General features: G+C 69.6%; 1 protein-coding gene. It reads left to right on the top strand.

Annotated elements, in window-relative coordinates; all coding sequences use genetic code 11:
- The coding region (locus tag ACFWJ4_RS41580) for a condensation domain-containing protein (RefSeq protein ID WP_380554681.1) at positions 1-1,556 on the top strand (1,556 nt) is incomplete at both ends.

The following is a 1,556-nucleotide window of genomic DNA, read 5'->3' as shown; positions in this document are numbered from 1 at the left end:
ACCCGCATCTGGGCCGAGGTCCTCCGCGTCGACCGCGTCGGCGTCCACGACAACTTCTTCGAACTCGGCGGCGACTCCATCCTCACCATCCAGGTGATCTCCCGCGCCAAACGCTACGGCCTGCACCTCACCCCACGCATGATCTTCCAGCACCAGACCGTCGCCGAGATCGCCCGGCACGAGACGCCCGCAGCCGCGCAGGAGAGCTCGGCGGAGCCGACCGGCCCCGCTCCGACCAGGTACGGGCTCGCCCCGCTGCAGTCCGGAATGCTGTTCCACAGCCTCTACGACGCTTCGGACGTGCACCCGTACACGGTGCAGTTCCTCGACGAGTTCACCGGGCCGCTGGACCTGGCGCGGTTGCGCGAGGCGTGGCAGGCAGTGGTCGACCGGCACTCCGTGCTGCGCACCGCCTTCGTGTGGGAGGGCCTGGACGAGCCGGTGCAGGTGGTCCAGCGGCGGGTCGAGCTGCCCTTCGAGGTGCTCGACTGGCGGTCCTGCCCGGCCGACGAGCGGGAGCACCGCCTCGACGGGCTCGTCGAGGACGATCGGGTTCGCGGCTTCGACCTCGGGTCCGCGCCACTGCTGCGGCTGACGGTGGTCCGACTCGGGGACGACCGTGCCCTGGTCCTGTGGACGTTCCACCACCTGGTCCTCGACGGCTGGAGCGCTCAGCTCGTGATGAAGGACGTCTTCGCCCTCTACCGCGCGTCTCTGGACGGCGCGCGCGTCGACCTCGCCGAGCCGGTTCCCTACGCACGCCACATCGACTGGCTGGGGAAGCAGTCCCAGGATCGTGCCGAGCGGTTCTGGCGCCGCTACCTGGACGGATTCGCCGAGCCCACGGCGCTGGGCATCGGCGACGCGACCGCCGAGCGCGGTTTCGACGACGTGGCGCTGCTGCTCGACACCGAGGCCACGGCCCGGCTCGGCGCCTTCGCCCGGTCCAACCGGGTGACCGTCAACACGGTGGTGCAGGGCGCCTGGACGCTGCTGCTCTCCCGCTACGGCGCAGGCGATGACGTGGTCTACGGCTCGATCATGTCCGGCCGGCACGACGGGCTGCCCGAGGCCGAGTCCATGATCGGCCTGTTCATCAACACCCTGCCGGTCCGTGCCCGGGTGCGGCCCGAGCTCCCAGTGGCCGAATGGCTTCGTGAACTCCAGGCCGAGCACGTCGAGTTGCGGCAGTACGAGTACACCTCACTGGTGGACGCCCAGCGGTGGAGCGCCGTTCCCAAGGGCGAGCAGCTCTTCCGGTCGATCCTCGTCTTCCAGAACTTCCCCGGCCTGGGCGACGACGAACTGCCCGACGGACTCGTCCGCACCTCCCGCCTCGACGTGGAGCGGACCGGCTACCCCATCACGGCCATCGTGTACGACAGCGAGCGGCTCAAGGTGAACATCTCCTACGACAAGGGCCTTTTCCGGCATGCGGAGGTCGAGCGTCTGGTCGGGCATTTCGTGGAGCTGCTGTCGTCGCTGGTGGCCGATCCGACCGCACTGGTGGGCGAGTTGGAGATGCTGAGTACGGCGGAGCTGCGGGCGCTGTCGGC

It is taken from the genome of Kitasatospora sp. NPDC127067 (assembly GCF_042724755.1).
Lineage (GTDB): Bacteria > Actinomycetota > Actinomycetes > Streptomycetales > Streptomycetaceae > Kitasatospora > Kitasatospora lactacystinica.
The sequence above is the reverse complement of the archived record's forward strand: the minus strand, read 5'-3'. Positions and strand labels throughout refer to the sequence as shown.